Origin of the sequence: Flavobacterium undicola, from assembly GCF_009909155.2 — a bacterium.
In the GTDB taxonomy this organism is placed as follows: Bacteria; Bacteroidota; Bacteroidia; order Flavobacteriales; family Flavobacteriaceae; genus Flavobacterium; species Flavobacterium undicola.
On record NZ_JAAAPM020000052.1, the window covers coordinates 1 to 12,156 of the forward strand.

Annotated in this window: 14 protein-coding genes, 1 other RNA gene and 1 pseudogene; 7 read left to right on the top strand and 9 right to left on the bottom strand. The window is 31.8% G+C overall.

Annotated elements, in window-relative coordinates:
• Window positions 1–297 precede the first annotated feature (297 nt).
• Entirely contained in the window at window positions 298–963 is a 666-nt protein-coding gene (locus GTZ96_RS17590) for a spermidine synthase (RefSeq protein ID WP_161645213.1), read from the top strand.
• Window positions 964–966: 3 nt separating this feature from the next.
• Here the strand turns inward: GTZ96_RS17590 and kdsB are convergent, their stop codons facing one another.
• The 4 genes from kdsB to GTZ96_RS17610 all read right to left on the bottom strand — a co-directional run bounded on the left by kdsB (window position 967) and on the right by GTZ96_RS17610 (window position 4,185).
• Window positions 967–1,692 (bottom strand): 3-deoxy-manno-octulosonate cytidylyltransferase, encoded by a 726-nt coding sequence (kdsB, locus tag GTZ96_RS17595; RefSeq protein ID WP_161645214.1) that lies wholly within the window; start codon window positions 1,690–1,692, stop codon window positions 967–969.
• Between the two features lie 154 nt (window positions 1,693–1,846).
• On the bottom strand, window positions 1,847–2,311 hold the full coding sequence (locus GTZ96_RS17600) for a hypothetical protein (RefSeq protein ID WP_128197103.1): 465 nt from the start codon (window positions 2,309–2,311) through the stop codon (window positions 1,847–1,849).
• A gap of 34 nt (window positions 2,312–2,345) precedes the next feature.
• Entirely contained in the window at window positions 2,346–3,176 is an 831-nt protein-coding gene (gene ygiD / locus GTZ96_RS17605) for a 4,5-DOPA-extradiol-dioxygenase (protein ID WP_161645215.1), read from the bottom strand.
• Between the two features lie 130 nt (window positions 3,177–3,306).
• Window positions 3,307–4,185, bottom strand: a complete 879-nt coding sequence (locus tag GTZ96_RS17610; protein WP_161645216.1) for an SDR family oxidoreductase — start codon at window positions 4,183–4,185, stop codon at window positions 3,307–3,309.
• 120 nt (window positions 4,186–4,305) lie between these two features.
• Here GTZ96_RS17610 and GTZ96_RS17615 point away from each other — a divergent pair, with 120 nt between their 5' ends.
• Complete coding sequence (locus tag GTZ96_RS17615) at window positions 4,306–4,674, top strand: winged helix-turn-helix transcriptional regulator (RefSeq protein ID WP_161645217.1); 369 nt, start codon at window positions 4,306–4,308, stop codon at window positions 4,672–4,674.
• On the opposite strand, the gene GTZ96_RS17620 is transcribed toward GTZ96_RS17615, so the two are convergent.
• A complete protein-coding gene (locus GTZ96_RS17620; protein WP_161645218.1) occupies window positions 4,671–6,092 on the bottom strand; it encodes an ATP-dependent DNA helicase in 1,422 nt (473 codons plus the stop codon). The two genes, GTZ96_RS17615 and GTZ96_RS17620, sit on opposite strands and share 4 nt — an antisense overlap.
• A gap of 292 nt (window positions 6,093–6,384) precedes the next feature.
• Here GTZ96_RS17620 and GTZ96_RS17625 point away from each other — a divergent pair, with 292 nt between their 5' ends.
• Together GTZ96_RS17625 and GTZ96_RS17630 are read left to right on the top strand one after the other, a co-directional pair.
• Window positions 6,385–7,191 carry a DUF3822 family protein gene (locus GTZ96_RS17625; RefSeq protein ID WP_161645224.1) on the top strand — a complete coding sequence of 269 codons (807 nt, stop codon included), beginning with the start codon at window positions 6,385–6,387 and terminating at the stop codon, window positions 7,189–7,191.
• Window positions 7,188–7,778, top strand: coding sequence for an RsmD family RNA methyltransferase (locus tag GTZ96_RS17630; RefSeq protein WP_161645219.1), 591 nt, complete (start codon window positions 7,188–7,190; stop codon window positions 7,776–7,778). The genes GTZ96_RS17625 and GTZ96_RS17630 overlap by 4 nt, the downstream gene beginning before the upstream one ends.
• Here GTZ96_RS17630 and GTZ96_RS17635 read toward each other — a convergent pair whose 3' ends face one another.
• The gene (locus tag GTZ96_RS17635; RefSeq protein ID WP_161645220.1) at window positions 7,779–8,711 is read right to left on the bottom strand and encodes a ketopantoate reductase family protein; all 933 of its coding nucleotides are present in this window, start codon (window positions 8,709–8,711) and stop codon (window positions 7,779–7,781) included.
• A gap of 102 nt (window positions 8,712–8,813) precedes the next feature.
• Window positions 8,814–9,167, bottom strand: an RNA gene (gene rnpB, locus GTZ96_RS17640) — RNase P RNA component class A.
• Window positions 9,168–9,292: 125 nt separating this feature from the next.
• On the opposite strand from rnpB, the gene GTZ96_RS17645 reads away from it, so the two are divergent.
• From GTZ96_RS17645 to GTZ96_RS17655, 3 genes are all read left to right on the top strand, one after another.
• Complete coding sequence (locus tag GTZ96_RS17645; RefSeq protein ID WP_161645221.1) at window positions 9,293–9,592, top strand: hypothetical protein; 300 nt, start codon at window positions 9,293–9,295, stop codon at window positions 9,590–9,592.
• Between the two features lie 141 nt (window positions 9,593–9,733).
• On the top strand, window positions 9,734–10,819 hold the full coding sequence (gene dnaX / locus GTZ96_RS17650; RefSeq protein WP_161645222.1) for a DNA polymerase III subunit gamma/tau: 1,086 nt from the start codon (window positions 9,734–9,736) through the stop codon (window positions 10,817–10,819).
• A 137-nt stretch (window positions 10,820–10,956) separates the two neighbouring features.
• Window positions 10,957–11,436, top strand: a complete 480-nt coding sequence (locus tag GTZ96_RS17655; RefSeq protein ID WP_317168924.1) for a DNA polymerase III subunit gamma/tau — start codon at window positions 10,957–10,959, stop codon at window positions 11,434–11,436.
• A gap of 3 nt (window positions 11,437–11,439) precedes the next feature.
• Here GTZ96_RS17655 and GTZ96_RS17660 read toward each other — a convergent pair whose 3' ends face one another.
• Both GTZ96_RS17660 and GTZ96_RS17665 read right to left on the bottom strand, forming a co-directional pair.
• Complete coding sequence (locus GTZ96_RS17660) at window positions 11,440–12,024, bottom strand: TMEM175 family protein (RefSeq protein ID WP_161645223.1); 585 nt, start codon at window positions 12,022–12,024, stop codon at window positions 11,440–11,442.
• 14 nt (window positions 12,025–12,038) lie between these two features.
• Window positions 12,039–12,156 (bottom strand): annotated as a pseudogene (locus GTZ96_RS17665) (IS1595 family transposase); the annotation flags it as partial.

A 12,156-nucleotide genomic window follows, 5' to 3' on the forward strand; every position in this document is an offset into this window, starting at 1 on the left:
CAAGCTTCATCATTTGGCAATTCTTTTATAAAGTTTAGTATGCTTTGTCCTTCAAATACTTCCATAACGACTGTTTTTAAAGACATAAAAATACAGAAACTAAATGACTAACTCAATTTATTTTATTACAATAAAAGTTAAGGTAGCACTGTACTTGTATTTAAAAATCAAACAGATACAAAACAAAAAGACATGTTGTTTTTCTAAAATATTTAGAAGTAAAACCGTCTGTATTTTTAGTTTTAAAATATTTAGGTTTTCAAAATATAAAAGCTAAATTTGATAAAAACCCAATTGATGTTTAAACGCCTACTAAGTTATTTTTACCCTATAAAAATCCATACCCAAAAATCGGTTCTAAGTGAATCTTTAGAAATTACCTGGGCTAATGGTAATTTAGTTTTGGATTCTCAAAATACCAATTATTCATACGGAAGTTTGCAACGTGTTTTAAAACTAGGTTTGAAAAATATTGGCTTTGCCAAAATAAAAAAAATGGAATCCATTTTAGTACTTGGCGTTGCCGGAGGAAGTGTCATCAAAACTTTAATCGATGACATTCATTTTACAGGAAAAATTACAGGAGTTGAAATTGATGCCGAAATTATAAAAATAGCAAATCAATATTTTAAGCTGAATAAAATTCCACAACTCAATATTGTTATTGATGATGCTTTTGAATTTGTTTTGAAAACTAAAGATAAATACGATCTCATTATTGTTGATATTTTTCAAGATACAAAAATGCCGAATTTTTTGTTCGAATCTTTTTTTATCGATCGAATTTGTTTTCTTTTAAAAAGTAAAGGCGTTGTTCTTTTTAATACCATGCTTTTAAATAAGGAGCAAAATAAAAGGAACCTGAAATTTATCTCCGAATTTAAAAAAGAAGATTTTACTATTAAAGCGATTCCAAGAGTCGAAAAACACAATGAACTAATTGTTATCGAAAAATTAGTCTAAGAATTACACAATCTTTCTGGCTTTTTCTAAATCTTCTTTAGTATCGATGCCAATTCCGGCATGAGTAGTTTCAACCATTTTAATTTGTTTACCAAATTCCAAATAACGTAATTGTTCTAATTTCTCAGAAGCTTCTAAAGATTTCATTGGTAAATGATAAAAATCCAATAAGGCTTGTTTTCTAAAAGCATAGACTCCAATGTGCTTCATATAACGCACACCTACATTTTGCTCTCTTGGATATGGAATTACCGAACGTGAAAAATACAACGCAAAGTTGTTTTGATTCACTACCACTTTTACATTATTAGGATTGTTGATTTCTTCCTCATCTTTGATTTCATACATCAACGAAGCTAAATCTACTTTTTTATCCAAATCATTTTTGAAAACTTCAATTACCTCTTTTAAAGGTTCAGCATTAATGAAAGGTTCGTCTCCCTGAACATTGATTACAATATCCACATTCAGATTTTCCACCGCTTCAGCAATTCGATCACTCCCCGATTCGTGTTCCTTGATACTCATAATGGCTTTTCCACCATGAGCAACAATTTCGTCAAAAATTAAATTGGAATCTGTAACCACAAAAACATCATCAAACAAATTGGTGTTTACTGCGGCTTCATAAGTTCTTAAAATGACTGTTTTTCCTCCAAGATCCTGCATTAACTTAGCGTGAAATCGTGTAGAGGCGTAACGGGCGGGAATGACTGCTATTATTTTCATATTATTTTTTAGCCACAAAGGCACTAAGGCGCAAAGATATATTTTTTATTTTTTGTTGATTCAAAAAATAAAAATCGAATCTCAAATAAATATATTAATTCTTATAATATCATAAATAAGGTAAATTTACTTCAATAATTTTATTAAGAAAAATTTATTTTTTTCCAATACCATATGTGTTTTTCAACCAAATACCAATTCTCTTATTTTCAATATTTTTAAAAACATTATCCATACCTCGGACTATTATATATAGACCACCTCCTAATTTTACATAAACTTCTATATCTAAAACTCTTGATTGATTATTCATATTTTCAAATAATGAAATTATTGTTAGTAAACCAACAATAATCTCTAAAATACCATAACCCAATCTATAATTTTCTCTATATAAAAATAGGAGAAATCCAAATAACAAAGAAATTCCGACGAGGCTAATAGTAGAAATATTATTTTTAAGATATTGAAGGTTTTGAACATTTTCAAGAAAAAAACAAAAAGTACTAAAAAACCCTAAAAAATAAAAAATAGGACGAATCTGATTTATCAATTTGAGTGAATTTTTCACTTGTCTTTCTAATTTTTCAATATTTTTTTTATAATCTATATCATCCATTTTTTTATTTTTTTTCTTTAAAAACAAAACAACTTTACACAATCTTCACCGAAGTCATACTCAAAGAACCTCCCAATAATTTATCATTAAACAAACTCAGTTCTTCTTGTTTTTCTTTTAACCCCAAAGTATAAATCAAAGGCAAATAATGCTCTGGTGTAGGAATGGCTAGTTGTAAAGCTTGTCCATTTTTTTCATAATCAATCAAGGCTTGAAAATTACCATCTAATAAATAGGAGTTCACTTTTTCTCTGGCTTCAATTGCCCAATCAAAACCATAGTTATCTATGTCCATATTATAGAAATCAACTAATCGTAAATTGTGTACAATATTTCCGCTACCTATAATAAGGATCCCTTTATGTCGCAAAGCACTTAATTTTTGCGCCAACTCAAAATGGTATTGTGGCGATTTTGAATAATCAATACTCAACTGAATCACGGGAACATTGGCTTCGGGATACAAATGTTTAATGACACTCCAGGCACCATGATCCAACCCCCATTCATGATCGAGCTCGACTTCTGTTGGTAATAATAATTCTTTAGTTGTAATTGCCAAATCAGGATTGCCTTTAGCAGGATATTGCACGGCGAACAATTCTTTAGGAAAACCACCAAAGTCATGAATTGTTCGAGGCATTTCCATTGCGGTAACTTTAGTTCCTTTTGTAAACCAATGTGCCGAAATACACAAAATAGCATTGGGCTGTGGCAACGTTTTAGCCATATTTCTAAAACCCGCCACAAACTGATTTTCTTCAATGGCATTCATTGGACTTCCATGTCCTAAAAATAGCACTGGCATTTTTTCGGTATTCGAAAAAGTGTTTGAAATTTTATGTAGGTCGTTTAAATTATTCATAGACACTATTTTTTACCATTAAGAAGTTACGTTTTATTAAGTGTTAGTTATAAAACTTAACTTCTTAATGGTTTTTAAATTTTAGATATTCTAGTTCGTATAAATATAAAAAATCTTTTCTTTCAAAAAATTATTTTAGATAAAGCTCTTTCAAAAAATCAGCTAAAGTTGCCGGTTTTCTACCTAATAGTTTTTCTAAATCACTGGATTCAGCCTGAAATTCTCCTTGTTTTATGGCTTCTGCAAAAGCTACAAACATTCCAACATATTCTCCTGGAACACCAGCTTTTATCAAAACATCTGAATATACTTCAGCACTTGGACTCGTATAGCTTACTGTTGAATTGGTAATTTCGCTTAAAGTATCCGCAATATTTTTCATCGAATAATTTGCTACATTATTCATATTGTATTCTTTGTTTTCGTGTCCAGCTGAAATCAATACATTGGCCGCTACTTCGGCTAAATCATTTCTAAAAACATAAGCAGCCAGACCTTCTCCGGCAGGGAAAAAGATTCCTTGTTCCAGTACTTTTTCTCCTAAAAACATCGGCAATACATCTAGGTATAAATTATTTCTAAAAATAGTATAATTGATTCCACTTGCTTTAATAGCATTATCCGTATCAATATGTGATTGGGCTAAAAAAGCAATCGGAGAAGTTTCAGTCTCATTTTTACGCTCAAAACTGGTATATAAAATGTGTTTGACTCCAGCTTCTTTAGCAGCTTTAACCGCATTCAATTGTTGCTTACCACGATTTACTAAATCAGTTCCGGAAACCAACAATAATTTATCGATTCCCTGAAATGCTGCCAACAAAGAATCGTAATTATCATAGTCTCCTATTTTCAAGTTGATTCCTTTTGCTGCCAAGTCTGATGCTTTTGCTTCATCTCTAACCAAAGCCGAAATATCAGCTGCAGCAATTCCTTTATTCAATAAAAAATCGATTGTTAATCTTCCGAAATTCCCTGTAGCACCTGTAACTAAAATTTTTGTACTCATTATTTTAAAATTTTATGATTAATTTTTATTCAAAGTTAACTACATTTGCTATATAAAATATAGTAACATACTAAAATATATCGATATACTTTAGTATACTAGCAATAAAATCAATAGATTATGGAAATAGAAAATGTAATTAGTTTTAAAGAAGCCAAAGCCTGCCCGATTCAATTTGTATTAGCAGTTAACGATACTTTAAATGTAATTAGCGGAAAATGGAAGTTACCTATTATAGGTTCGTTACTATTTGAAAAAAGACGTTTTACAGATATTCAACGTACTATTTCAAAAATCACTCCGAGAATGTTATCTAAAGAATTGAAAGATTTAGAAATGAACGGAATGGTCAAACGCACCGTTTATGATACAACTCCCATTACAGTTGAATACGAATTGACCGAATCAGGAAAATTATTGAGTGATGTGCTGGATAAAATGTTGGAATGGGGTATGCAACATCGTGAAGCTACAATTGGTAAAAATTAATCCACAAAACTTTCGTCTTTAAATCCTATTAGATACAATTTGTTTTTGGCACGAGTCATTGCCGTGTACAACCAGCGAATGTAATCCCGATCAATTCCATTAGGCAAATATGGTTGTTCTATAAAAACAGTGTTCCACTGCCCTCCTTGTGATTTATGACAAGTAATAGCATAAGAAAATTTCACCTGAAGTCCATTGAAATATTCGTTGGCTTTTACTTTTTGGAATTGCTTGAATTTGGTTTCGCCTTCGTAATCTTTTAGAACTTCCTGATACAAACGGTTTGATTCTTCGTAAGTCAATGATGGCGATTCGCTTTTTATAGTATCCAATAACAAAACCGTTTCAAACGGAATCTGATTTGGATAATCGACCATTCGGATTTTTACTTTGGCAAACTTAAATCCGTACAATTCTTTGATATTAAAAATCTCCAAAATTTCGATAATATCACCATTGGCAATAAAACCGGCTTCGTCAGATTCTTTCAACCAAAAATAGTTGTTCTTAACTACCATTAAAAAATCTCCGGTAGACAATTCACTTTCTTTATCCAGAATTTTGGTTCTGATTTGCTCATTATATTGATTCGCTCTTTTATTCGAACGAACAATAAAAGCGGTATCTTCAATACTATAATTACTGTAAGCCGAATTGATCGCATCCTGAATATCGTAACCATCAATTAATCGAACGATATCTTTGAACTTTCGAACGTTAAACTGAAAATCGGTGATGAAGGAATCTTTCAATAATTCCCGAAGTTCGGTGGCATTATGCAAAATCCCGGAACTCTCTTCCTGACGCATTACTTCGTCGAGTTCGATATAATCGACTTCTTTATTGTAGTTCATACTCAAAGTACGAATATCTAACGCGGGACTGATATCTAAATTTACAGGAGGCAACTGAGCGGTATCTCCCAAAAGAATCATCTTGCAATTGGTTCCTGAATAGACATACGAAATCAAATCGTCAAGCAAAGAACCATTGGCATACATTTTAGAATCGGAATCCACATCTGAAATCATCGAAGCTTCATCGACTATAAAAATGGTATTCTTATGTTTGTTTTGTTGTAACGTAAAAGACAGGCCACCACCCGAATTTTTCTTAGGAAAATAAATTTTCTTATGAATGGTAAAAGCAGCTTTGTTCGAATAATTAGCAATTACTTTGGCAGCACGACCTGTTGGTGCCAACAAAACATATTTTTTATTAATCTCCAAAAGATTATTTACAATAGTCGAAATCACCGTAGTTTTTCCCGTTCCAGCGTATCCTTTGAGAACAAAAATGCTATCATTAGTTGTTTCAGTCAAAAAGATGGCAATCTTCTGAAAAAAAATATCCTGATTATAAGTGGGAGAAAACGGAAATTTCTTTTTTAAAAGACTGTAAAACTGGGAGGAAATCATGTATTGAATTTTAACCGCAAATTACGTTTAATAAATTTCAATGGCAATAGCAATGACAATAACAATTGACGGAAATATCAATGATCCGTTTAAAATTGCATTTCGGAAATTTTAGAAAATCATTCTACATATATATAGGAGAAAATAAATTTAATCCATTCACTATTGTCATTACTTTTCATTGAAATTGAATTTATTGAAATTGCTATTGATTTTTGAAATTGTTATTGCCATTGCCATTGCTATTGCCATTGAAATTTGTAAGTTTGCCATTCAGAAAAAATCTTCATTAATGGACATTACCGAAAAGAAATATAAAAAACTCTCCATTCAGGTTTCCTTGACTGGACTTTCTTTTTGCTGTTTTGACACGCTTAACAATACCGTTTCATCATTCAAGGAAATCCATTTTGACCCTTTCGAGAAAAATTTAAAAATAGAAGATTTATTTTCGAATGCGTTTGCAGAACATTCGGAACTGAATGATCAATATGATGATGTTCTTGTAATTCACAATAACAATCTATCGACTTTTGTTCCGACTCCACTTTTTGACGAAAATTATCTGGGAAGTTATTTGCAATACAATACTAAAGTTTTTGAAACTGATTTTTTTGCTTTTGACGAAATCAGCAATTACGAAATCAATGCCGTTTATATTCCGTATGTGAATATGAATAATTTCTTTATAGACAAATTTGGTTCTTTCGAATACAAACATGCCAACAGTATTTTAGTCACTAAATTATTAGATGCTTCTAAAAATGTGGATACTAAAAAAATGATGGTCCATTTTAATTCCACTCATTTTGAAATTGTGGTGATTCAAAATCAGAAGTTGTTGCTTTTTAATTCTTTTGAATACCAAACTCCCGAAGATTTTATTTATTACATCTTATTCACTGCCGAACAACTGAATATGAATCCCGAAAATTTTCCTTTGGAATTAATTGGGAACATTACTCCCGAAAGTCCGTTTTTTAAAATGGCTTACAAATACATTCGCAATGTTTCACTTCTTGATGTGGAAGATTTACGATGGAACAATTATTTTTCTGAGGCCGAAAACAGAAATCATTTTATACTTTTCAACTCATGAGAATCATTTCAGGAAAATACAAAGGAAGACGCATTAGCCCGCCAAAAGGTTTACCCGTTCGCCCTACAACCGATATGTCCAAAGAAGCTTTGTTCAATGTTTTAAACAATCATTTTAGTTTTGACAGTTTAAAAGTGTTGGACTTATTTGCCGGAACTGGAAACATCAGTTACGAATTTGCTTCTCGCGGAAGTTCGCCTATTACTTCCGTTGATGGCGATTTTGGTTGTGTAAAATTCATAAAACAAACGGCTGCCGAATATGATTTCCCAATTGCGGCAACCAAAAGTGATGTTTTTAAGTTTCTTGAAAAATGCAATGCTTCGTTTGACATAGTTTTTGCAGATCCGCCTTATGGATTAGACCAGACTACTTTTGAAAAAGTGGTGTTACTTGTTTTTGAAAGAAATATTCTTAACGAAGAAGGAATGATGGTTATCGAACATTCGAAATATACTAAGTTGAGTCACTTGGCTAATTTCTCTTTTCAGAAAAGTTACGGCGGTTCTATTTTTAGTTTTTTCGAATTTGAATCGGAACAAGAAGTAGAAGGTGATTCTTTAGAAAATGATGGCGAAGAAGAATAATTAAGAATTCAATCCTGAAGAAAGTTTATCAAAAACCAATTGATAAGTTGGTGTTTCCACTTCATATTTTTCACCTTCTTTAATAACAAATTCAGTTAAAGAAACCAATTCTGATTTATTGCCTGCTAAAATATCCCGGTGCATGGACGAAGTAGCATCTTGAGGTGATTTTTGTAATTTTTGAATGGTTTGCAAAATAATGTCATTCGGAATAGCCAAACCTTTTACAGCAGCCACCAAGGTAATTTCGTTCAGCAAAGCAACATAGAATTTTCTATTCGATTCCGAGTTGATAATTTCACCAATATTTTGATTGAGATAAGAAGTCGCCGAAGCTAAAGGCGAAATAAAAATGAATTTCGCCCAAACTGTTTCTTCAATAGTATCCGATAAATGACTTTGAATTCCTGCATTTTCAAAAATGGATTGCAGCGCATTCAGTTTAGAAAGGGAAGCGGTCATCGAACCAAAAAATAGTTTTTCAAAATGTCCTAACTTTCTAATTACTCCAGGAGATTTAATATAGGAAACAATATAAGCACAACCTTGTAAAACTTCGATTTCAGGAAAAAGAGTCTGAATACGTTCGGGAGCATCTACTCCATTATATAAAGGTAGAATGACTGTGCTTTTCTTGACGCATTTTTGAATTGAAAGCAAACTTTCTTCAATATCATAGGTTTTGGTTGCACAAATAAGATAATCTAATTTACCTATAACTTTAGGATCATTGGAAACCAAATAAGGAAAAGCAACAAATTCACTTTCATCTGAAATGACTTTTAATCCATTTTCGGCAATTGCTTTTTGAGTTTCACCACGGGCAATAAATACAATCTCGATGGATTCAGATTTAGCATAGGCTTTAGCCAAAAGTCCACCAAAATAACCACCTACTCCACCCAATCCTAAAATCCCAATTCTTGTTTGCATAATACCATATCAATTAAAAAAATAACCATTAAGAAATTTAAGTTTTATTAAGCCGTTGTCTTAATTTTCTAAATTTCTTAATGGTTTTATTTTTGTTTTAAATAAAAAAACAGACCTATAAGCCGGATTCTGTATTCGCCGAGGCGAACCCTTATCATTTATCTAGCCTTGTTGTTACCAACAAGATCGAGCTACCTACCCTTCAACAACGGACGAGAAATCCTTAAATGCTGATATACTTGGTATTTCACCGCATAGAGTTTACCTGGTTTCACTACAGCATTACCTGTACATACTTTCTGTTGCACTTGTCCTATCCCGAAAAATCGGAATGACGGGTGTTACCCGCTATGCTTCTCTATGGTGTCCGGACTTTCCTCTTTATTCCGAACTTGATTCAGAATCTTTTCAGATGCTGAAACGAGTTCAGCATAAAGCGATAAGGCGGTCTGTGCGGCAAAAGTACAATAATTAAACTAGGGTAACAAGCCCAATAAAACTACTTTAACAAGCATTTTGCAATGCATTAAAAATAAATTGGTTATATTTAAGTATCTTTTTAACTTTTAAAATTCAATATTATGGACACTATATATCACTATGATTCAGTCTCAAAAGCTTTAGACGAATTGAACGAAAATGGTTTTAATTACGACTTTAATCTACACGAAGATGAGATTCTAAAAACACCTGGCAATTACGAAATCAAACACATCTATCGTTATGAAGGGGAATCCAATCCAGACGATGAAGCAATCGTTTATGGAATCCAATCAAAATCAGGCAAAAAAGGGGTTTATGTTGCTGGATTTGCAGCCAATTCTATTACCGAAGCGGGGCAAATTTTATTAGATATTACCATAAAATCAAAAAGGAAATAACATTAAAATTAGCTTTTTTTAGATTAAAAAATAAAAAAACAACAGGGTATCAAGTTCCTAACTAATTCCTAAAATCTTTTAATATTTAAATTTTTCATTCACTAAATTAAAAGCTATATTTGCTTTCGAATAAAAATTTCTATGGAACAATTTATTGTATCGGCGCGTAAATATCGTCCACAAACATTTAATGATGTTGTGGGACAAAAGGCGATTACCAATACTTTATTGAACGCCATAGAAAACAACCATCTTGCCTCTGCCCTTTTATTTACAGGTCCTAGAGGAGTTGGAAAAACTACTTGTGCCAGAATTTTAGCTCGAAAAATCAACCAACCTGGTTATGATGACCCTAACGAAGACTTTGCTTTTAATGTTTTCGAATTAGATGCTGCATCAAACAACTCGGTAGATGATATCCGTAATTTGATTGATCAGGTTCGTATCCCACCACAAACTGGAAAATACAAAGTCTATATTATTGATGAGGTACACATGTTGTCATCGGCGGCTTTTAATGCTTTTTTGAAAACATTAGAAGAGCCACCAAAACATGCTATTTTTATCTTGGCTACGACCGAAAAACATAAAATCATTCCAACGATTTTGTCCCGTTGTCAAATATTTGATTTTAAAAGAATTACCGTAAAAGATGCTAAAGAACATCTTGCAGAAGTAGCACAAAGTCAAGGAATTGTTTTTGAAGATGATGCTTTGCACATTATTGCTCAAAAAGCGGATGGTGCTATGCGTGATGCTTTGTCTATTTTTGACCGAGTAGTTTCATATTGTGGGACTAATTTGACTCGTCAAGCAGTTACTGAAAACTTGAATGTTTTAGATTATGAAACTTACATTAGTGTAACCGATTTAATTTTAGAAAATAAAATTCCTGATTTATTGATGGCTTTCAATGATATTCTTTCAAAAGGATTTGATTCTCATCATTTTGTATCAGGATTAGCTTCACACTTTAGAGATTTATTAGTAAGCAAAACACCTGCAACCCTAAGCTTATTAGAAGCAGGTGAACAGGCTCAAAAATTATATGGTATTCAAGCTCAAAAAAGCACTCAGGAATTTCTTTTACAAGGAATTGCTATCGCTAATGAATGCGATTTAAAATACAAATTAAGTCAAAATCAGCGTTTATTAGTTGAGCTTTGTTTGATGCAATTAGCCTCTATCAATTTTGATGGAGAAAAAAAAAAGTTGAGTCCTTTATAATTCCACCTACCTATTTTAGAAAAAATGACTATTCCATAGTTGAGCAAACTAAAACCACTCCAACTGCAGTTACACCTTCTTCAATTCCTCAAAAAGAGGTAGTAACTAAGACTCCAACTCCTGAAATCCCTAAAAAAGTGGAACCAACAGGACCACAGTTTTCAGCATTATCATTGTCTAGTATTCGTGCCAAAAAAACATTAGAAGATAACAAAAAAGTAATAGTAAGAGAAACTGTTGATTTACCTACAGAAGCTTTTACAGAAACAGAAATGTTATTGCAATGGAATAATTACGCTAAAAGACTTGGAGATAAAGGCTTCAGAATCATGGAATCTTTATTACTTATTAATGATCCCGTTTTAAACGGAACAAACATTAGCATCGAATTGCCAAATGAAGGTTCCAAATTGGATTTTGAAAAAGAAATGAATGGGCTTTTAGGACATTTGAGAGGACATCTTCACAACCACAATATTAATATTGAAGTAATTGTGAACGAAAATGTATCAATAAAGAAAGCATTAAATGATCAAGACCGATACAATCGTTTACACGAAATAAATCCAAATATTGATCTATTAAGAACAACATTTGGATTAGACTTAAACGCTTAATTTTTATTTTTCTCTATTTAAAATCTTTTTTTCTATTCGAGAATCAGGAATCAACCACATCATGGCAACTATTAAATAAATTGCCAATGAAACCCATTGATAAAAAAAAGAGACAATAATAGCCGTAAGATATAAACCTTGAGATAATTTTCCTTTTTCATCTTTTCCAACTGCTTCTGCCAAAAAAGATTTTTCTCCATCTATGCAAATAATTGTTGTTTGCAAAATTATAAATGCTATGGCCGACATAAAAAGTACAATTCCATAAACAGTTACAGTAGCTTTTGCAAAATCATGTTCCCCCATCCAGCCAGTAGAAGCCGGAATTAAAGACAACCAAAAAAGCAAATGAAGATTTGCCCAAAGAATTCGCCCATTAACTTTTGATGCACTTTGTAATAAATGGTGGTGATTGTTCCAATAGATTCCAACATAAATAAAACTCAACACATAACTAATAAATACCGGAAAAAGGGTCAATAAATCACTAAAATGTTCTCCTTCGGGAACTTTTAATTCTAAGACCATTATTGTAATAATAATAGCTAAAACTCCATCACTAAAAGCTTCTAATCTAGTTTTGTTCATATTATTTATTTGAGTTATACACTTAATATCTGTTTTATGTTTTTTTGATAAATCGGTTTTGCATTCACCATTCTTTCTATGGATTTATGAAAAATACTTGTTTTAAATTGAGAACGGTTTATCCTAAAACAA

What these genes read in the sequence shown, in the direction of transcription:
- dnaX (WP_161645222.1), top strand. Translation starts at nt 9,734, where the DNA reads ATGGAACAATTTATTGTATCGGCGCGTAAATATCGTCCACAAACATTT.
- GTZ96_RS17610 (WP_161645216.1), bottom strand. Translation starts at nt 4,185, where the DNA reads ATGAGTACAAAAATTTTAGTTACAGGTGCTACAGGGAATTTCGGAAGA.
- GTZ96_RS17590 (WP_161645213.1), top strand. Translation starts at nt 298, where the DNA reads ATGTTTAAACGCCTACTAAGTTATTTTTACCCTATAAAAATCCATACC.
- GTZ96_RS17635 (WP_161645220.1), bottom strand. Translation starts at nt 8,711, where the DNA reads ATGCAAACAAGAATTGGGATTTTAGGATTGGGTGGAGTAGGTGGTTAT.
- ygiD (WP_161645215.1), bottom strand. Translation starts at nt 3,176, where the DNA reads ATGAATAATTTAAACGACCTACATAAAATTTCAAACACTTTTTCGAAT.
- GTZ96_RS17645 (WP_161645221.1), top strand. Translation starts at nt 9,293, where the DNA reads ATGGACACTATATATCACTATGATTCAGTCTCAAAAGCTTTAGACGAA.
- GTZ96_RS17600 (WP_128197103.1), bottom strand. Translation starts at nt 2,311, where the DNA reads ATGGATGATATAGATTATAAAAAAAATATTGAAAAATTAGAAAGACAA.
- kdsB (WP_161645214.1), bottom strand. Translation starts at nt 1,692, where the DNA reads ATGAAAATAATAGCAGTCATTCCCGCCCGTTACGCCTCTACACGATTT.
- GTZ96_RS17630 (WP_161645219.1), top strand. Translation starts at nt 7,188, where the DNA reads ATGAGAATCATTTCAGGAAAATACAAAGGAAGACGCATTAGCCCGCCA.
- GTZ96_RS17660 (WP_161645223.1), bottom strand. Translation starts at nt 12,024, where the DNA reads ATGAACAAAACTAGATTAGAAGCTTTTAGTGATGGAGTTTTAGCTATT.
- GTZ96_RS17615 (WP_161645217.1), top strand. Translation starts at nt 4,306, where the DNA reads ATGGAAATAGAAAATGTAATTAGTTTTAAAGAAGCCAAAGCCTGCCCG.
- GTZ96_RS17625 (WP_161645224.1), top strand. Translation starts at nt 6,385, where the DNA reads ATGGACATTACCGAAAAGAAATATAAAAAACTCTCCATTCAGGTTTCC.
- GTZ96_RS17620 (WP_161645218.1), bottom strand. Translation starts at nt 6,092, where the DNA reads ATGATTTCCTCCCAGTTTTACAGTCTTTTAAAAAAGAAATTTCCGTTT.